The 17,228-nt window shown below is 69.3% G+C and carries 17 protein-coding genes; 2 read left to right on the forward strand and 15 right to left on the reverse strand.

Annotation, left to right across the window (positions count from 1 at the left end):
* Nucleotides 1–242 precede the first annotated feature (242 nt).
* The 6 genes from ACYU8V_RS06550 to ACYU8V_RS06575 all read right to left on the reverse strand — a co-directional run bounded on the left by ACYU8V_RS06550 (nt 243) and on the right by ACYU8V_RS06575 (nt 5,946).
* Nucleotides 243–677 (reverse strand): pyridoxamine 5'-phosphate oxidase family protein, encoded by a 435-nt coding sequence (locus tag ACYU8V_RS06550; protein WP_460846056.1) that lies wholly within the window; start codon nt 675–677, stop codon nt 243–245.
* Between the two features lies 1 nt (nt 678).
* On the reverse strand, nt 679–1,182 hold the full coding sequence (locus ACYU8V_RS06555) for a (2Fe-2S)-binding protein (protein ID WP_460846057.1): 504 nt from the start codon (nt 1,180–1,182) through the stop codon (nt 679–681).
* Nucleotides 1,179–2,051, reverse strand: a complete 873-nt coding sequence (locus tag ACYU8V_RS06560; protein WP_460846058.1) for an FAD binding domain-containing protein — start codon at nt 2,049–2,051, stop codon at nt 1,179–1,181. Before ACYU8V_RS06560 ends, ACYU8V_RS06555 begins: the two co-directional genes overlap by 4 nt.
* 108 nt (nt 2,052–2,159) lie before the next feature.
* On the reverse strand, nt 2,160–3,200 hold the full coding sequence (locus ACYU8V_RS06565; RefSeq protein ID WP_460846059.1) for an ABC transporter permease: 1,041 nt from the start codon (nt 3,198–3,200) through the stop codon (nt 2,160–2,162).
* Nucleotides 3,197–4,768 (reverse strand): sugar ABC transporter ATP-binding protein, encoded by a 1,572-nt coding sequence (locus ACYU8V_RS06570; RefSeq protein WP_460846062.1) that lies wholly within the window; start codon nt 4,766–4,768, stop codon nt 3,197–3,199. Before ACYU8V_RS06570 ends, ACYU8V_RS06565 begins: the two co-directional genes overlap by 4 nt.
* On the reverse strand, nt 4,765–5,946 hold the full coding sequence (locus ACYU8V_RS06575) for a sugar ABC transporter substrate-binding protein (RefSeq protein WP_460846063.1): 1,182 nt from the start codon (nt 5,944–5,946) through the stop codon (nt 4,765–4,767). Before ACYU8V_RS06575 ends, ACYU8V_RS06570 begins: the two co-directional genes overlap by 4 nt.
* 275 nt (nt 5,947–6,221) lie before the next feature.
* Here ACYU8V_RS06575 and ACYU8V_RS06580 point away from each other — a divergent pair, with 275 nt between their 5' ends.
* The gene (locus ACYU8V_RS06580) at nt 6,222–7,295 is read left to right on the forward strand and encodes an alpha/beta hydrolase family protein (protein WP_460846066.1); all 1,074 of its coding nucleotides are present in this window, start codon (nt 6,222–6,224) and stop codon (nt 7,293–7,295) included.
* A gap of 32 nt (nt 7,296–7,327) precedes the next feature.
* Nucleotides 7,328–7,681, forward strand: a complete 354-nt coding sequence (locus ACYU8V_RS06585; protein ID WP_460846068.1) for a cupin domain-containing protein — start codon at nt 7,328–7,330, stop codon at nt 7,679–7,681.
* A gap of 63 nt (nt 7,682–7,744) precedes the next feature.
* On the opposite strand, the gene ACYU8V_RS06590 is transcribed toward ACYU8V_RS06585, so the two are convergent.
* From ACYU8V_RS06590 to ACYU8V_RS06630, 9 genes are all read right to left on the reverse strand, one after another.
* Complete coding sequence (locus ACYU8V_RS06590) at nt 7,745–8,590, reverse strand: fumarylacetoacetate hydrolase family protein (RefSeq protein WP_460846069.1); 846 nt, start codon at nt 8,588–8,590, stop codon at nt 7,745–7,747.
* Between the two features lie 13 nt (nt 8,591–8,603).
* Nucleotides 8,604–9,407, reverse strand: a complete 804-nt coding sequence (locus tag ACYU8V_RS06595) for an SDR family oxidoreductase (protein WP_460846070.1) — start codon at nt 9,405–9,407, stop codon at nt 8,604–8,606.
* Complete coding sequence (locus tag ACYU8V_RS06600) at nt 9,400–10,863, reverse strand: APC family permease (protein WP_460846071.1); 1,464 nt, start codon at nt 10,861–10,863, stop codon at nt 9,400–9,402. Before ACYU8V_RS06600 ends, ACYU8V_RS06595 begins: the two co-directional genes overlap by 8 nt.
* 26 nt (nt 10,864–10,889) lie before the next feature.
* Nucleotides 10,890–11,756, reverse strand: a complete 867-nt coding sequence (locus ACYU8V_RS06605; protein ID WP_460846073.1) for an NAD(P)-dependent oxidoreductase — start codon at nt 11,754–11,756, stop codon at nt 10,890–10,892.
* Between the two features lie 128 nt (nt 11,757–11,884).
* Complete coding sequence (locus ACYU8V_RS06610) at nt 11,885–12,715, reverse strand: carbon-nitrogen family hydrolase (protein WP_460846075.1); 831 nt, start codon at nt 12,713–12,715, stop codon at nt 11,885–11,887.
* The gene (locus tag ACYU8V_RS06615; RefSeq protein ID WP_460846076.1) at nt 12,712–15,099 is read right to left on the reverse strand and encodes a xanthine dehydrogenase family protein molybdopterin-binding subunit; all 2,388 of its coding nucleotides are present in this window, start codon (nt 15,097–15,099) and stop codon (nt 12,712–12,714) included. The genes ACYU8V_RS06610 and ACYU8V_RS06615 overlap by 4 nt, the downstream gene beginning before the upstream one ends.
* Nucleotides 15,096–15,596, reverse strand: coding sequence for a (2Fe-2S)-binding protein (locus tag ACYU8V_RS06620; protein WP_460846077.1), 501 nt, complete (start codon nt 15,594–15,596; stop codon nt 15,096–15,098). The genes ACYU8V_RS06615 and ACYU8V_RS06620 overlap by 4 nt, the downstream gene beginning before the upstream one ends.
* Nucleotide 15,597: 1 nt before the next feature.
* The gene (locus ACYU8V_RS06625) at nt 15,598–16,602 is read right to left on the reverse strand and encodes an FAD binding domain-containing protein (RefSeq protein WP_460846079.1); all 1,005 of its coding nucleotides are present in this window, start codon (nt 16,600–16,602) and stop codon (nt 15,598–15,600) included.
* Entirely contained in the window at nt 16,491–17,198 is a 708-nt protein-coding gene (locus ACYU8V_RS06630) for an SRPBCC family protein (RefSeq protein ID WP_460846080.1), read from the reverse strand. The genes ACYU8V_RS06625 and ACYU8V_RS06630 overlap by 112 nt, the downstream gene beginning before the upstream one ends.
* Nucleotides 17,199–17,228 lie beyond the last annotated feature (30 nt).

Genomic DNA, 17,228 nt, shown 5'->3' on the forward strand with positions numbered 1-17,228 from the left:
CCCGTTTCCGACGTCGGTACATGGCGAGGGCCGTGCACCGGTTGCAGAGCTGCACCGGCGACGGCAAGATCAGAGGCTCACCCCACGTCGGCGGTAGCGACGAACGGCACGTGCGCTCGGCGATGACCGGGTATTGGCCTGCGAGGCGTGCGGGCCAGTACCCGGGAAAGCATGTGTCGTCGCTCGACGTGGGCACAACGACTCACCGAGGGCTCGGGGGCTCCAGCTTGCTGGGCGGCAAGCTAGTGGACCAGCGAGATTTCCGCACCGAGCCAGTGCTCGGGCTCCAGCCGGACCGTCACCTGCTCGCCGTAGCCGGCTGCCTCGTCGAGGTAACGCGTCAGCGCAGCCCCATCGAGGTACCGCGCAGCGAGGTCTTCGACCTGTGCAGGAGACGATGGCTCGATCGAGGTGACCGGGCCCTCGACCGACACGTAGCGCAACGTGGCGCCGACCGTGTCGACGAGCAGGGAGAAGCGGCCCGCAGCCCGGATCGCCGCCATCTTGCGTGAGGCCGGCGACGTGATGATCCAGGGCAGGCCACCCGGCTCGTACCCGTACCAGATCGGCAGCATCAAGGGTCCGCGAGCATCGTTCGCGACGGAAAGGGCGGCCACGTGCGGTTCGGCCAGGAACAGCTGCCGGCGCCGCAGTCGGGCAGCCACGTCTCCGTCCATCTCAGGTCGCCTCGCCTTCGTCATCGGGGCTCTCCTCGGCCAGCGAAGCGGCCTCATCGAGTGCCATCTGGACCGACTCGACGATCTGCTGGTAGCCGGTGCAGCGGCACAGGTTGCCCGAGATGACTTCGCGGATCTCCTCAGCAGAGAGCCGCTTGGCCTCGTTGTAGACCGGCAGCAGCGTCATCAGGAAGCCGGGCGTGCAGAACCCGCACTGCAGTCCGTGGCACGCCGTGAACGCCTTCTGGAGTCCATGCAGCTCCTCGCCGTTGGCGAGGCCCTCCACCGTCGTGATCCGATGCCCGTCGGCCTGGACGGCGAGCGTGGTGCAGGAGCGGACCGGCTCACCGTCGAGCAGGATCGTGCAGCTGCCGCACACCCCGTGTTCGCACCCCACGTTGGTCCCGGTCAGACCCAGGTCGTGCCGGATGAAGTCGGACAGCAGGACGCGCGGCTCCACGTCTCTCTCGTAGGCCTCGCCGTTGACGACGGTTCGCGTCTTCATGCCGCGACCTCTCCTTCTGAATCGAATGCGGCCGTGAGCGCACGGCGGAGCATCTCGCCGATCACCTCACGCCGGTACTCAGCGGTGCCGTGGACGTTCTCACCGGGCGTGATCCGCTCCATCACCTGGGCAGCGGCCTGCTCGATCAGGCGCCGGTCGACGACCCGGCCGATCAGGATTCGGTCGAGGCCCGGCGCGAGAGTCGGGCCCGAGCTCGCCGCGATCAGCCCGGCGCGTACGACGCTGCAGGTGCCGTCGGCCGCCTGCTCGGCGTACACCGCGGCACCGCCGATGGCGTAGTCCCCGCGACGTCGCGCGAACTCCTCGAAACCCCAGCTGCTTCCCGCGCCGATCGGGATCTCCACCGCCGCCAGCACCTCGCCCTGCTCGAGTGCTGTTGTGAAATAGGAGTCGAAGAAGTCAGCCGCAGCGATCCGCCGCTCACCGGACCGGGACCAGACCAGCATCGTCGCACCGAGCGCGAGTAGAGCGGCGGGGAACTCCGCAGCCGAGTCGCTGTGGGCGACGGACCCACCGAGCGTGCCCCGGTTGCGGATCTGCGGGTGGGCGACCCAGGACGCCGCCCGCGCCAGCAGAGGAACCTCGGCGCGGATGCGCTCGTCCTTCTCGACCTCTGCGTGGCGGGTCAGCGCCCCGATGCGGAGCGTCCCACTCTCCAACCGGATGCCGCGCAGCTCGCTCAGGCCGGTGATGTCGACCAGGAGGGACGGAGAGGCAAACCGCAGGCTCAGCAGCGGGATCAGGCTCTGACCGCCGGCGATGATCTTCGCGTCGTCATCGCGTTCCATCGCGTCCCAGACCTCGTCGAGGGTCGAGGCCCGCAGGTAGTCGAAAGCAGGTGGCTTCACGGCGTCAGTCTGTCCGCCGAGCCGAGCGCCGACCTCTACCCGAACCGTCAATTCGACCGTCCGGATCGACACAAGCCGACAATCGTCCGCCGCGGCGGCGGCGCACGCTCATGTCGTGCGCCGGCGGTACAGGACCGCTGCCATCGCGACGCCCACGATGAGCGCACCGCCGTTGACGTAGTCGTTGACGTACGGCGCCACGCCGGCCAGGTTCAGCCCGTTGTTGAGCACAGCCAGGAAGAAGATCGCGATGACCGTGCCCCAGACGTTGAACCGTCCGGGCCGAACCGCCGCCGCGCTGAGGAAGGCAGCTGCCAGCGCGGGAAGCGTGAAGGTGGCTCCGACGTTCGGTGACGCGCCACCGGCACGGGAGACGTAGAGGAGTCCGCCGATCGCACACAGCACGCTGCCCGCGACGAACGCGATACCGCGGATCCGGTCCACGCTGAGACCGACCAGCTTTGCCGCCTCCACGTTGGAGCCGACGGCGTACATCTGACGGCCGAAGGAGGTGTGCGACAGCACGAAGTACACGATGCCGGCGATCACGATCAGCGTGATGAAGATGACCGGGATCCCTGCGACCAACCCGGTACCGAAGTTCGTCATGGCGGTCGGGATCTCGCTGGCGGGTGCCAAGCCGCCAGTCTGCTGGAGGATGACACCGGCGATGATCGTAGACATACCAAGTGTGGTGATGACGCCGCTGACATGGCCGCGGGTGACGATCAGCGCGTTGACCGTGCCGACTACCCCTCCGACGAGGATGGCGAGCCCGACCCCGAGCACGATGTTGCCTCCGCCGGACACGAAGTCGGCTACGAGCACAGCCGAAAGGGCAGCGACGTTGCCGACCGAGAGGTCGAACTCGGTGCAGAGCAGCGGCAGCAGCGCCCCGAGCGAGATCACGCCGATCACCGCCTGGCTTGCAACCAGGATGCGGATGTTCTCCACTGTCGGGAAGGTCGACGACGTGCGCGACCAGAAGCAGAAGAAGAGCGCGATGACGCCGAGAACCAGCAGCAGCGCGTAGGACTCGAGGAAGGCGACGAGTCGCCGCTGGAGGCGGCGTCCGACGTTGCGGACGTCGGCCGCGGGCTGTCCGCCCTCGGTGCCGGCCGCCACGGTGGATTCGATGGTCTGGTTCATGCTGACTTCTCCTGTGCGTACACGACATCGTTGAGGGCGTCCTCGTCGAGAGGCCCAGCGATCTGGTTGACGACCGATCCCTTGCTGACGACGACGGCGCGATGGCAAAGTGCCGCCAGCTCGGCGAAGTCCGAGGACACCACGAGGACGGCAGTGCCGGCCGACGCGGCAGCGCGGACGAGCTGGTGGATCTCGGTGCGTGCACCGACGTCCACGCCTTGCGTGGGCTCGTCGAGCAACAACAGCTCCGGACGTCTCTGCAACCATCGCGCGAGGATGACCTTCTGCTGGTTGCCGCCGGACAGCGCGGTCAGCGGAGCGGTCTCGCTCGGCGCACGTACGCCGAACTCGCCGATGAGCCGGCGTGCCGCACCGTGCTCTCGGGAGGGCCGGACCCAGCCCACGGTCGCGTGCTCCGAGAGACAGGTGATCGAGAGGTTCTCGGCGATGCTGAGCTCGGGGAAGGCCGCTTCGGCCAGCCGATTCTCGGGTACGAACGCGACCCCGCGCGCCATGGCGTGGCGGACCGATCCGCCCGGCAGCTCGGTGCCGGCCACCTGCGCTTCGAGCCCGTCACGCGCGGTCACCCCGAACAGCTGCTTCAGCAGGCGCGACCGGCCCGACCCGAGCAGCCCCGCGACAGCGACGATCTCGCCCGGCCGCACGGCGACCTGGCCCGCCGGCAGGCCCGGCCTGCCGAAGGTCACGACCGGGGCACCGGTGGCCGTCAGTGCCGCATCGTCCGGGAGGTCGGCACGGTCCGTCGCGCTCGTCGCGCTACCAGTGATCCCGGCGACCAGCGACTCGTGGTTGATCTGCTCGCCCACGAGACGCGACGCGACGCGACCGTTGCGCAGCACCGTCACCTCATCGGCGATGGCGATGACCTCCTCGAGCCGGTGCGACACGTAGACGATCGTCTGACCGGCCGCCGCGTAGCGACGCAGACCGGAGAGCAGGATGTCGACCTCGTGCTTGGGCAGGCTCGCGGTCGGCTCGTCGAGGACGAGGATGCCGCGCTCCTGGGTGTCGTCCTGGTCCTGGAGGGCACGGACGATGGCCACCATCATCTGCGCGGCGGCACTGAGCTGGACCATCGGCGTGTCCGGGTCGACGTCGACCTCGAACCGCTGCAGGACGGCGCGAGCGCGAGCCCGCTGGGCGCGCCAGGCGATGGAACCGACCCGGGTCCGCTCGAACCCCCGCCCGAGGGCGAGGTTCTCGGCCACCGTCAGGTCAGGGAAGGTGGAGTTCTGCTGATGCACGAAGTGCAGACCTGCGGCCTTGGCCTTGGCCGTCGAGTGGGTGCGGGCGTCGGCCCAGTCCCCACCGATCGCCAACCGTCCGGCCTCGGGTACGACGACTCCGGCCAGCATCTTGATGAAGGTGGACTTGCCGGACCCGTTGCCGCCCATGAGTCCATGGATGGCTCCGGTCGACACCGTGAGCGAGACATCGTCCAGCGCCTTGGTGGCGCCATATGTCTTGCTGATGCCCTCGGTGGCGAGCGCCGGCGGCGCGAGGTCGATTGACCCCGCGCCCCCAGCGGATCCGAGGAGGTCGCTCACGACCCGGCCTGCCACATCGCCGTGTACCGGCTCTTGAAGTCGGTGATCGGCGCGGCGAAGGTGTCCGCGGGCAGGCCGTGGTCACGGTCGTAGACCTGGATGCCGACCCCGCCGTCGACAGCGGGCTGGCCGGCGAGGTACCGGTTGAGCAGGTCCGCGGCGGCCCATGCCTCGTAGGTGTAGTCGATGCCGTAGCCGGCGTCCTGACCCTGGCCCTCGCGGATCAGGTCGTTGTTGGCCTTGAAGCCCGTGCCGCCGACTACCACGAGGTCCTTGGACCGGCCCGAGCTGCGGATCGCCGCCGCGCCGCCACCAGTCAGCAGGTCGTCGTACGAGAACTCCACCGCGTTGGCGCTCGGGTTCCGCAGCAAGGTCTGCTCGACCTTGGTCTGGAGGTCCGGTCCCAGGACAGCCGCCGACGTCTGAACGGTCTGCACGATCTGGCAGGTGTCGCAGGTCTGCATCTCCGCCACGAAGCCTTCGTGCAACGCCTTGGTCGTGATCAGGTCCGGGACGGCGATCTCGATGACCTTCGCCTTGCCCTCGGTCTGGGCGATGATCCAGTCTGCCTGGGCGGCACCGAGCGCCTTCGACCAGTCGATGAAGCTGCCCTCGGAGTAGGTGAGGTTCTCCGTGAATAGGCTGGGCGCACTCGGGTCCACGTCGCTGCAGTCGGCGGCCTCTTCGGACACGACGGGGATGCCGGCCTGCTTGGCCTCCTGGAACGCGGTGCGAGCGACCGGGCAGTCGATCGCGAAGTTCCAGATCACGTCGGCATGGGAGGCGATGGCCTGCCGGATGCCCTCCTGGTACAGGTTCGGCTGGAACTTGCCGTCGAAGATGGTGAGGTGCCAGCCCAGGATGGCGGCGGCCTGGCGTGCGGCCTCGGCGACGGCGGAGCCGGTCGGGGCCTGGACGCCGACGTTGACCATGAACACGTTCTTGCCGCGCTGCGCGGCGGGGCCGGACGTGGGGGGCTCGTGATAGGAGGTGCCGGCGTAGAGCGCGTCGAGCTTCTTCTGGGCGGCTTCCGCGTTCGCCTTCTCCTGGCTCGTCGCGGGGCCACCGGTACCTCCGCTGCTCGAGGTCTCGGTGCTGCAGGCAGCGAGTGCCGTCGAGACGAGCAGGGCCGCAGCAACCGCGCCCCACCGTCGTCCGCGCTTGTTCAGGATCGTCATTCGAGACTCTTCTCTCCCGGGTCCCCGAAGCACGAGGACGGCTTGATCGGGAAATATGGGCTGGGTCACACGTGTCGCGTTACACCGATCCCGACAATGCGCTCGCGGAGTTTGCAGCTTCCTGATGAGTCGCCGGATCGCTCCCCACCGTTCGGGGAGCTCAATTGCTGCGCTCGTGCACAAGTCGAGCCGATTGTTCGCGGATCATGTAGACCGGGTCGGGGGCCGCGGTGAGCAGGATGTGACGCAGCTCAAAGCCCATCGATGGAGTAGAGATGACAGCGACCGCACCCGCCACCCCGACCGCCGAGCAGGAGATGCTCAACTGGGGTCGCCTGCTCATGGACGGCCTTCCGTACGCCGACCTGCTGGCTGCCCGCGACCGCGATCCCGAGGTCAATTGGTTCGACTTCTGGATGGGGCGGGCCGACCACTACGAGAAGCTCGCCGACGCGGCGCTGGCCGCCGGTCACGGCATCACCGCCGGGTACTGGCTGTGGGTCGGGTCGATGTCCGCCCAGTACGCGCAGTTCCTGTGGTTCGACGAACGGCGCCCGCGCGGCCAGAAGCGGAAGGCCGAGCTCTACCACCGCGCCGCTCCCCTCCTCGACCCGCCGGCCGAGCGGGTCGACCTGCCCATCGACGCGACCACCATCGTCGGCTACCTGCGGCTCCCCCGGGGCACTGCACCCGGTGGGGCGGTCCCCTGCGCGGTGCTGCTCGGCGGCCTGGAGTCGACGAAGGAGGAGAGCTACCTGTTCGAGAACCTGCTCCTCGGACGCGGCATGGCAACGTTCACCTTCGACGGGCCCGGTCAGGGCGAGATGTTCGAGGACGTGGCGCTCTCCGGTGACTACGACCGCTACACGAGCCGGGTGCTCGACCACCTGATCACGCTGGACACCATCGACTCCGATCGCGTCGGTGTCCTCGGCCGCAGCCTCGGGGGGCACTACGCCTTGCGGGCCGCGGCCTGCGACCAGCGGTTCCGGGCGTGTGTCTCGTGGGGTGGCTTCATCCAGATGGACGAGTGGGACTTCGAGACCCCGATGACCAAGCAGAGCTGGAAGTACGTCACCAAGGCGGCCGACCTGGAGGAGGCCCGGATCCGAGTGCGTGACGCCCTGGACGTGCGCCCCATCCTCGGCGACATCACCTGCCCGACCTACGTCCAGCACGGAGCGCTGGACGAGATCCCGATCACCGAGGTCGACGAGACCCGACGGCTCCTTGCCAACGCCCCACTCGTCCTGGACATCGAGCCAACCGGCGATCACTGCTGTCACAACCTCGGCCCAGCGCCGCGGCTGCGGATGGCGGACTGGCTGGCCGACCAGCTCGGTGCCTGAGCGACCAGACCACTACCCGAACGGAGAGACTGATGCTGAACGAGATCAAATCCGCCACCGCGGCCGACGTCGCCTTGGAGTCCTGGCAGCCCGAGGGCGTCACGATCCTCGCCGGCGTTCCTGCCGGCCGCGGCTTCACGCTGCACGAGGACTTCGAGAACGGTGCGCGTGGCGCCGGCATCTTCGAATGCGAGGCCTCGAAGACGACGTACGAGCTGGAGACCAACGAGATCATCTACGTCCTCGAGGGTGAGGCGACGATCGAGCTCGAGAACGGCTCGCGGGCCGACCTCAAGGCCGGCGATGTGGCCTTTCTTCCTGCCGGGCACCTCTCGACGTGGACGTTCCACACCAGGTTCCGGGAGTTCTGGGTCCTCGCTGACTGACCCTTCCTCAGCGACACGAGGCCTCTCGGGCACTGCCCGGGAGGCCTCGTCGTGCGTCGTGGGTCAGTGACCGACGAAGCGGTGCCGCATCCGACCGATGCCGGCGACCCAGGTCACCAGCTCGTCTCCCGGCCGCAGGAACCGTTGGGGAGACCGGCCCTGGCCGACACCCGCCGGCGTGCCCGTGAAGATGACGTCGCCCGGCTGCAGGGTGACGGTGGCGGACAGGTGCGCGACCAGCTCGGGCACCGAGAAGACGAGCTCGCTCGTCCGGCTCTGCTGGACCGGCTCGCCGTTGAGCGAGCAGCCCAGCTCGAGGTCGTCGGGGTCGGCCAGCTCGTCGGTCGTGACCAGCACCGGCCCCATCGGACCGAAGCCGGGGTGGGACTTGGCGAGGCTGAACTGCGGGAGTGCACCCGCCATCTGGCCGACGCGTTCGGACAGGTCCTGACCGACGGTGAGGCCGGCGACGTGGTCCCACCCGCGATCGACGGGGACGTTGCGAGCCTCGCGCCCGATGACGGCGACCAGCTCGACCTCCCAGTCGACGTTCCCGTCAGGCAGGGCGATGTCCCCGGTCGGCCCGGTCAACGAGGACCGGAACTTCGTGAACGTCGGCGACGCCTCGGGCACCGGGAGTCGCGACTCGGCCGCGTGATCGCGGTAGTTGAGGCCGATCGCGAAGACCTGGCCGGGCGCGGGGGCCGGCGGCCCGAGCCGCTCGGGGGCGGCAGCCGGAGTGACCTCGGCGCCGGCGGCAGGTCCGCGCGCCCAGTCGCAGAACTCCACCCAGCGTGCGAACACCGACTGCGGATCGGCACCGAAGCGCCCGGCACTGGCCGACTCGACATCGACGTCGCCGTCCGTCAGCCGGATCGTCAGGCGCCCGTCAACGTTGGCGAGCCTCACCTCGAGTTCTCCTCTACGCCCAGTCCGCGGCCTCGGCGAGCGGTCCGGCGAGTAGACCGCCGTCGACGACGAAGTCGGCTCCGGTGCAGTAACTGCTCTCGTCGGAGACGAGGAAGCCGACGAGACGAGCGACCTCCTCCGGCTCGCCGATCCGGCCGAGGAGCACGGAGGCGCCGGAGTGCCCCTTGTTCGCGCGGATGCTCTCCCGCTGGCCCGAGCCCTGGCCGCCCATCATCGTGTCGATGAAGCCCGGCATGACCGTGTTGACGCGGATCCCGTCGTCGGCCAGCTCGCTGGCCGCCTGCCGGGTGATGCCGCGTACCGCCCACTTCGCTGCGCTGTAGGCGCCGAGCAAGGGCTGCCCGACGGCTCCGGAGACCGAGGAGACGTTGACGATCGATCCGCCGCCTGCAGCACGCATGGCGGCCGCGACGGCCCGGATCCCGAGCCACACCCCGGTCTGGTCCACGGCGATGACCTTGGCGTAGTCCTCCAGCGTGGTGGACTCGATGGAGCCGTCGGTGGCGATGCCCGCGCAGGACACGAGCGCGTTCACCGCGCCGTACCGCTGCACCGCGGTGTCCACGATCGATGCCCACTGCTCGGGCGAGCTCACGTCGAGTCGGTGGTACGACGCCGACAGTCCGAGGTCGTCCTCAACACTCGCCTTCGCGTCGAGGAGGTCACCGACGAGGACGTTCGCCCCACGCGCGACCAGCAACCGCGCGGTGGCGCGTCCGATGCCATGCTCGGACGCGCCCCCGGTCACGATCACGACGGTGCCGGCGAGCGAGCCCACCGACAGGTCATCACGCATCGACGGGTTCCCCGCTCACCTCGGAGGTGGCGATCCCGGCGTACACGTCGGGGCGGCTGCGGCGCAGCCACACGCCGTAGAGCGTGCCGCCGACTGCGATGGCGAGCAGCAACCAGGGCAGCGAGTTGATGAAGGTGGACGACAGGCCGGTGAGGGTGCTGAAGTTCTTGAGGATCAGGTACACGAACGCCGACAGGCAAACGAACGCCGCAGCCGTCGAGGCCATGGTCCACACCAGCCGCTCACCGGTCCGCCAGAAGTACAGGCCGATGGCTGCCGCGGCCGCCACCTGGAGCAGGACCACACCGAGCACACCGAGACCCGTCATGGTGGTCACGACGTCGAGATACGGGTCCAGCCCGGAAGACACCGCGATGACGACCACCACGAGAGCGACGACGGAGTGCACGAGGCTCGCCCGCGAGGGCGTGCCGAAGCGCGGGTGAGACGCGCCGACCCACGACGGCAGGAGACGTTCCCGGCCAGCGGTGAACAGGTACCGGTTGGCGGCGTTGTGCAGCGCGAGGGTCGCGGCCAGCATGCTCGTCATGTAGGTGACGTCCATGGCCTTGGTGACCGCGGAGCTGGCGTAGGTGTCGCTGAGGTTGAAGAAGGTGTCCACGAGCTGGGTGTTGGCCACTGTCTGGACCTGGTCCGGCCCGATCGCGCCGACCGCGATCCAGGTGGAGAGGAAGTAGAACACCGTGATCGCGATGACCGAGAGATACGTCGCGCGCGGCACCGTGCGACGCGGGTCGGGCGATTCCTCGCCGTACAGCGCCGCCGACTCGAAGCCGATGTAGGACAGCAGGGCAAACATCATGCCGAGAGCGAAGGACCCGGTGCTGAACACGTGCTGCGGAGCGAGGATCGTCATCGGGAAGGCGTGCAGGCCCTTGTGGGCCACGATCGCCACGTCGAGGATGAGGATGATCGAGACCTCGATTGCCAGCAGGACGACCAGCACCCGGGCGGCCACGTCGATCTCACGGTAGCCAAGTGCTCCCACCAGGACGACGCACACCAGCGAGATGATCGACCAGTTGACGTTCCAGCCGAACCACTGGTCGAACAGGATCGAGCCGAAGTAGCCGACACCCGCGACGCAGGTCATCGCGACGGCGTTGTAGGCGACGACCGCGACCAGCGCAGCCCCGACCGCGGGCGGCTTGCCCAGGCCCTTCGCGATGTACTGGTAGAAGCCGCTCGCGCTGCTCATCCGGCGGCTCATCGCCGCGTAGCCGACCGAGAAGAGGAGCAGGACGAGTCCGGCGATGAGGAAGGCGGCGGGCGTCGAGGCGCCGCTGCCGAGGGCGAAGCTGAGCGGGATGATGCCGACGACGCAGGACATCGGGGCGGCTGCCGCGACGACCATGACGGCGATCTTCGGGGCGGTCAGCTCGCCCTTGAGCTCACCGGCCGTCTCGGTGATGGCGGGGGCTTTCGATGAAGTCATGTGGGTACTCCTGGGAGGGGTGGCCGTCAGGCCGGGTCGGATGCCGTGAGCACCTGGGCGATGAATCCGTCAGCACCGTGGCCCCGATCCACGGCGGTCTGGAGGTTGCTGACAGCGGCGGCCATGACGGTTCCCCGCTGGCCTGCGGCCTGCATGGTCGACTGCCACTGACGCATCGCGCCGAGGTAGATGTCGATGGTCGCCTCGCTGCTGGCGAACTCTTCCTTGGCGAGCTCGGACACGAGCTGGGTCGCCTGGGCGCGGAAGAGGTCGAACCAGTAGTCGAGCGAGACCTCGGGGCGCGACGGGTCGATGCCGCTCCCGCGCAGGAAGGCCAACGCCTCGCAGAAGGCCGCTAGGCCGGCGGTGTAGAAGGTGCCCGCAAGCGCGGCGTCGAGGACGCTCGCCGCACCCGGGTCCTCGCCGACGTACACGCTTCCGCCGGCGATGGCCCTCAGTGCCGACTCATGCTCGTCCCACACCGTCCGGTCGCCGGAGAAGTTGACGAGCGAGGCGGCTCCGCCGATGTCGGAGGGGTAGCACTGGATCGTGCCGTCGAGGTAGCGCCCGCCGTGGCTCTCGACGAGCTCGGCCGCCCGCGTGGCCAACGTTGGGGTCCCTGACATCAGGTTGATCACGGACTTGCCGCGCAGCGCGGGGAGATGATCCTCCAGGACTTCCAGCGCAGCGTCCAGGTCGACGAGCATGAGGATCACGGCGTCGCTGTCCGCCAGGGCGGATGCGACGTCGTCGTGCACAGTCACGCCAGCGTCGGCGAGCGCCTCTGCCCGAGCGGTCGTGCGGTTCCAGGCACCGGTCGACGCGGGCGCTGCCGCAAGGGCACGGGCCACCGCGGAGCCCATGAGGCCCGTGCCGAGGACTGAGTAGTTCATCTGTCCGCCTTCAATGCGAGAGGAGTGATGCAGGTCACCGAACACTCGTCCTCATCGCCGGTGAACGCCTATGCGGATCCGGATAAATCCGTCCGTGCGCCTTGGCGTCTTCCGCAGGAGGCGAAGGGTCAGGACGAACGCAGTCGGCGGTCCTCGTGCACGGGGAACCCGGCTCGGGTCTCGCCGATCAGGTCCAGGTCGATGTCGACCAGGAGGACCGCTTCGTCGGTGTCGAGCTCCGCGACCACCTCGCCGGTCGGCGACACCACCTGGCTGTGGCCGCCCATGGTTAGGCCTGCGTGTCGTCCGGCGGTGTTGCACTGCACGATCCACACCTGGTCCTCGACAGCGCGGGCGCGCCCGAGCAGCCGCCAGTGCTCGACGCGCGGAAGAGGCCAGGCAGCGGGTACGACGACGAGTCCGACACCGCGATCGAGCAAGGCCCGGAACAGCTCGGGGAAGCGGAGGTCGTAGCAGGTAGCTAGTCCGGCACGTACGTCGCCGCGCCCGATCTCGAGGTCGGCGACAGCGAGCTCAGTCCCGGCCTCGAGCAAGCGGGGTTCGCCGTCGCCGAACCCGAACCGGTGGATCTTGCGGTAGGTGGCGTGCAGCTCGCCGTCCGGCCCGATGAGGACGGAGGTGTTCCACAGCCCCCGGCCCTCTCCCCCGCGATCGGCACCGGGCGGAGCGCTCTCGATGATCGAGCCTCCGTGCAACCAGAAGCCGTGGCGGGCGGCCACGTCGCGCAGCCGTCGCACGATCGCGCCGTCGATCGGTTGTGCCTGGGCGGCCCACCGGTCGGACGCGAAGCCGCCGTGGGCCCACAGCTCGGGCAGCACGACGAGGTCGACGTCGGAGAGCTCCTCGAGCTGTGCCGTGACGCGGTCGACGCGCGACTCGAGGGTCTCGTCGTCGCCGTACGCGACCTGCACCAGGGCAAGCCGGACGAGGGAGGTCATGCAGTGGTCTCCGATCGGTGCGAGTGGATCGCCCGGTGGATCTTCTCGGGCGTCAGCGGAAGGTCGCGCAGCACGACGCCGAAGGGGACCAGCGCGTCGTTGACGGCGTTGAGCACGGCGGCGGGCGAGGCGATCAGCCCCGACTCCCCCATGCCCTTGACGCCGGAGGCGGTGTGCGACGACGGGGTCTCCAGGTGGTGGATCTCGAACGGCGGCGAGACGTCCATGGTCGGTAGGCCGTAGTCGAGGAAGGTCGTGGCGAGCAGCTGGCCCGACTCGTCGTACGCGAGCTCCTCGAAGACCGCGGCACCGATGCCCTGCACCACCCCGCCACGGATCTGACCTTCGACGATATTCGGGTTGATCACGGTGCCGCAGTCCTCGACGGAGAAGACCTTCTCGAACCGGATGAAGCCGGTGTCGGGATCGATTTCGACGATCATCGCGTGACCGCCGTTGCTGAACATCGGCCGCGCGGCGTCGTAGGCCAGCGTCGCCTCCAGCGTCGGGTCGAAGTCATCGGGCCACGAGGACATGTCGAAGTAGATCGAGGTGGCCACGTCCGCGATGGGAAGCGCGGAGTCGGGCGCACCGACCACGGACGCCTTGCCGTCGGCGAGCTCGATGTCGTCCACGGCGGCTTCGAGCAGGTTGGCAGCGACGATCCGCACCTTCTCGCGGATCACACCTGCAGCCCGCGCCACCGCGCCACCCGCGATCACCGCACCACGGCTGCCGACCGTTCCCGATCCGTAGGCGTGCGAAGTCGAGGTGGCCGTGTGGACCGTGACGTCCTCCACGGCGATGCCGAGCGTGTCGGCGGCCATCTGAGCCATCGTCGTGGCAAGGCCTTGGCCCTGCGCCGTGAGCCCGATCGTGACCGTCGCGGTGCCGTTCGGGTCCATCCGTACGGTCGCGGTGTCGTGGTAGACGTCGCGCAGGCCGTGCTTCTGGCTGGTCGCGGTGGACTCGCCGCTGCTCTCGACGAAGCAGCTGAGGCCGAGACCCAGGTATCGTCCCTCCGCACGCGCCTTCGCCTGGCGCTCGAGGAAGGCCGGGTAGCCGACCATCCGCTCGAGGCTGTCGATCGTCTCCAGCCAGCTGCCCTCGTCGTAGACGATGCCCTGCGCGTTGGTCCACGGGAAGTCGCGCACCACGTTGAGCCGGCGGAAGTCGAACGGGGACATTCCCAGGGCACGCGCCGCGTCGTCCGCGAGGCACTCCCGGGCGAGCGTGCCCGCCATGTAGCCGACGCCGCGGTAGGCACCGACCGGGGTCTTGTTGGTCGCGACCGCCTTGTAGGAGTACTCCGCGGCCGGTACGTCGTACATGCCGCTCGGTGTCATGACGGCGGCACACCAGGGCTCCACGGCCATCGACCACGGCGGCTGGTGGTACGCACCACCGTCACCGAGGGCATGCGTGCGCACCGCGGTGATCCGTCCTCCGCCGTCGAGCGCGTAGGAGATGTCGACGTACTGCTCGTGCGCGTGGGTCCCGGCCATGAGGTTCTCCCGACGGTCCTCGACCCACTTCACGGGCCGATCGACCTCGCGCGCGAGCAGCGGCAGAAGCATCTCCTCGACGTACACGTGCGCCTTCTGGCCGAAGCCACCGCCGGTGTCCGGCGTGATGACCTCGATGCCCTGCTCCGGAAAGCCCAGGTACGCCGTCAGGCAGTACCGCAGGTAGTGCGGCATCTGGGTCCCGGTCCAGACCTTCAGCTGCCGCGACGCCCAGTCGTAGGTCGCGATCACGCCGCGGGTCTCCATCGGGGCCGCCGACACCCGGCAGGTGTAGAACCGGCCCTGCACCACGGTCTCGGCGGCGTCGAACGCCCCGGCGACATCGCCGTGGGTGTCGCCTCCGGACAGGCCGACGTTGTCGGGGAGCTGGCCGTTGGCGACCGCCTCGACCGCGACTGCAGCGTCAGCCCTGACGACGGCCGGCAGCTCCTCGAAGCCCCACTCGACCCGCTCGGCGGCGTCCTCGGCGACGTACCTCGACTCGGCGACGACGACCGCGACGGGCTCTCCGACGTAGCACAGCTCGTCGTGCGCGAGCAGCGGCATCGTCGTCGGGTTGCACCCCTCGACGGCGAACTCGCCGACGAGGCCCTCGCTGTGCTGCAGCGCGTCGGCTCCGGTCCACGCGAGGAAGACCCCCGGTAGGTCGAGCGCGCCGGAGACATCGATGCTGGTGATCCGGGCATGTGCCACGGGCGAGCGGACGAAGGCGACGTGCAGCTCGCCGGGCAGGGTCACGTCGGCGAGGAACTGGCCGCGGCCGCTCAGCAGCCGCGGATCCTCCGAGCGCAGGACCCGGGTCCCGATCGACCGCGCGGCGACCTTCGGCGTCCGGAGGTGGTCGTAGGACTCCTTCATCGCTCGGTCCCTTCCTGCCCGGCGGCAGCTGCCTCTTCGACGGCTTCGATGATGGTCTGGTAGCCGGTGCAGCGGCATAGCGATCCCGACACGGTCTCGACGATCTCGTCGCGCGACGGGGTCGGGTTGGTCTCGAGCAGCGAGGTGGCCGACATCAGGAAGCCGGCCGTGCAGAACCCGCACTGCAAGCCGTGGTTGTTGCGGAAGGCTTGCTGGAGGGCGTTCAGCTCGGCACCGTCCGACAGGCTCTCGACGGTCCGGACCAGCCGACCCTCGGCCTGCACCGCGAGCATCAGGCACGAGCGGGCGGGCAGGTCGTCGACGAGCACCGTGCACGCACCGCACACGCCGTGTTCGCAACCGAGCTTGGTGCCGGTGAGAGCGGCGTCCTCCCGGATGAAGTCGGCGAGCGTTCGGCGGGGCTCGACCTTGCTGCGGTAGGTGCGACCATTGATGGACACTGCGATCGGGTGGAGGTCGTCGGGGGTCGTGGACACGTCAGGCTCCTTCGCTGAGATCGAGTACTGCGCGGCGCGTGAGCGTTCCGACGAGCGCACGCCGGAACGCCGCGCTGCCGTGGATGTCCGAGATCGGCTCGAGGCTCGAGGCGGCTGCCGCTTCTGCGGAGCGGGCCAGCTCCTCCCCCAGCTCGGCCCCCTCGAGGACCGCCTCGACCTCGGGCAACCGGGTCACGGTGCCGACCGCGCCACCCACGCTGACCCGGGGCCGGCTGACGGCGCCGCCCGCCACGTCAGCGGTCACGACCACGATGGCAAGGCCGTAGTCGCCGACCTTGCGGGCCGCCTCCTGGAAGGACCACCGGCGCTCCTCGCGTCGGATCCGTACGCCGACGAGGACCTCGTCCGCTTCCATCGATGAGGTGAACGGACCGGTGAAGAAGTCGTCGATGGCGATCGCCCGATGACCGTTGGAGCCCACCACGTCGACCGTGGCCTCCGTGGCGAGCAGCACGGTCGGCCACTCGGCGGACGGATCGGCATGGGCCGTGCTGCCGCCGAAGGTACCGCGCGACCGGATCTGCGGGTGGGCGATGTACCGGGCGGCGTACGGCAGGAGCGGCAACGCCCCGGCAAGGGCCTCCGACTCCTCGATCACCCGGTGCGTCACCCGCGCGCCGATCCGCACCTCGTCGTCGGCGACCTCGATCCGCCCGAGCCCGGGAACATCCTTGAGGTCGACCAGCACGCTGGGTCCGGCGAGCCGCATGGCCAGCAGTGGCATGAGGCTCTGGCCGCCTGCGATCACCTTCGCGTCCGGCTCGGCAGCAAGGACACTCACCACACCCTCGACACTCGTCGGAGCGACGTACCTGAACTTCGGTGGTTTCACGATCGTTCCTCTCCTGCGTCCGGCAGCCCGGGCACGTCCGGCTAGCGTCCTACGGATCGCGCCTTGGCTGATGCGTATCCAGCGGCGAACACGCTGATCAGGGCCGCGCCGACGGCCACCAGCGTGCCGCCCGCGGGGATCGCCTTGGCCCACGACATGCCGCCCGCGAGGGCGAGGACGTCGAGCACCTCGTCGTCGGCCGGGCGCGGTGCCGCGGCGGGGGTGATCGCCGGAGCAGCCGCGGCTGCCACAGCAGAGGCAGGTGCCGACGGGTGGACGGTGCCGGCCGCGGCGGGCGCGAGTCCCTCGGCGGCGACCATCTCCTGCAGACGCTGGGCGAACAGACCCATCAGCGCGCCGCTGACGTCAGCCAGAACCCCGCGCCCGAACTGGGCGACCTTGCCGGTGAGGGCAAGCTCGGTCTCGACGCTCACCCGGGTGCCGCTGCCGTTGGGGTGCAGCGTGGCGGTCACGGTGGCGGTGGCGTCGCCCTGTCCGCGGGCATCCTTGCCGCGGGCGAGCAGCACCGCCCGGCGGTTGTCGACGTCCAGCTCGGTGAACTGCGCGACCCCCTTGTACTGCGCCGTGATCGGACCCACCTTGATCTTGGCCTGGCCCAGGAAGTCATCGCCCTCGCGCGAGGTGATCGACGCGCCGGGAAGGCAGGGCGCGACCTTCTCCAGATCGGTCAGGAGGGTCCAGGTCTGCTCCGGCGGCAGTGCCACCTCGAACTCGTTCAGCAACTGCATCGTTGTGTCTCCTTCGATCTGCTCGTATGG

Source organism: Nocardioides ultimimeridianus (assembly GCF_054777895.1).

What these genes read in the sequence shown, in the direction of transcription:
- ACYU8V_RS06550 (WP_460846056.1), bottom strand. Translation starts at nt 677, where the DNA reads ATGGACGGAGACGTGGCTGCCCGACTGCGGCGCCGGCAGCTGTTCCTG.
- ACYU8V_RS06605 (WP_460846073.1), bottom strand. Translation starts at nt 11,756, where the DNA reads ATGAACTACTCAGTCCTCGGCACGGGCCTCATGGGCTCCGCGGTGGCC.
- ACYU8V_RS06600 (WP_460846071.1), bottom strand. Translation starts at nt 10,863, where the DNA reads ATGACTTCATCGAAAGCCCCCGCCATCACCGAGACGGCCGGTGAGCTC.
- ACYU8V_RS06565 (WP_460846059.1), bottom strand. Translation starts at nt 3,200, where the DNA reads ATGAACCAGACCATCGAATCCACCGTGGCGGCCGGCACCGAGGGCGGA.
- ACYU8V_RS06610 (WP_460846075.1), bottom strand. Translation starts at nt 12,715, where the DNA reads ATGACCTCCCTCGTCCGGCTTGCCCTGGTGCAGGTCGCGTACGGCGAC.
- ACYU8V_RS06575 (WP_460846063.1), bottom strand. Translation starts at nt 5,946, where the DNA reads ATGACGATCCTGAACAAGCGCGGACGACGGTGGGGCGCGGTTGCTGCG.
- ACYU8V_RS06595 (WP_460846070.1), bottom strand. Translation starts at nt 9,407, where the DNA reads ATGCGTGATGACCTGTCGGTGGGCTCGCTCGCCGGCACCGTCGTGATC.
- ACYU8V_RS06585 (WP_460846068.1), top strand. Translation starts at nt 7,328, where the DNA reads ATGCTGAACGAGATCAAATCCGCCACCGCGGCCGACGTCGCCTTGGAG.
- ACYU8V_RS06615 (WP_460846076.1), bottom strand. Translation starts at nt 15,099, where the DNA reads ATGAAGGAGTCCTACGACCACCTCCGGACGCCGAAGGTCGCCGCGCGG.
- ACYU8V_RS06580 (WP_460846066.1), top strand. Translation starts at nt 6,222, where the DNA reads ATGACAGCGACCGCACCCGCCACCCCGACCGCCGAGCAGGAGATGCTC.
- ACYU8V_RS06555 (WP_460846057.1), bottom strand. Translation starts at nt 1,182, where the DNA reads ATGAAGACGCGAACCGTCGTCAACGGCGAGGCCTACGAGAGAGACGTG.
- ACYU8V_RS06630 (WP_460846080.1), bottom strand. Translation starts at nt 17,198, where the DNA reads ATGCAGTTGCTGAACGAGTTCGAGGTGGCACTGCCGCCGGAGCAGACC.